General features: G+C 57.2%; 2 protein-coding genes. Both read left to right on the top strand.

Features of this window, described 5'->3' with window-relative positions; genetic code table 11:
- Positions 1 to 66 (top strand): hypothetical protein (locus S1OALGB6SA_RS10915; protein WP_371686045.1); only part of this gene is annotated, 66 nt, incomplete at its 5' end.
- On the top strand, positions 60 to 276 hold a 217-nt coding region (locus S1OALGB6SA_RS06415), incomplete at its 3' end, for a hypothetical protein (RefSeq protein WP_503465879.1). The genes S1OALGB6SA_RS10915 and S1OALGB6SA_RS06415, both read left to right, overlap by 7 nt.

Here is a 276-nt window from a genome sequence, read left to right as displayed (position 1 = left end):
GGCAATGTCTATGTGGTAGATCATGGCAATCACCGCATCTGGAAGATCACGCCGGGGGGGTGGTAAGCACCTTTGCCGGAACTGGCACGCCAGGTCATACTGATGGCGCCGGCAACACGACACAGTTTAACGGCCCCACCGGAGTGGCTGTGGATTCATCCGACAATGTCTATGTGGCAGATCAAGGCAACCACCTCATCCGGAAAATCACGCCGGAGGGTGTGGTAAGCACCTTGGCCGGCAGCACAGAGGGTTTTGAGAATGGCATCGGCACAG

The organism is Olavius algarvensis spirochete endosymbiont (assembly GCA_900608495.1).
GTDB lineage: Bacteria > Spirochaetota > Spirochaetia > DSM-2461 > DSM-2461 > UBA2779.
This window is presented reverse-complemented; position numbering and strand designations above follow the sequence as displayed.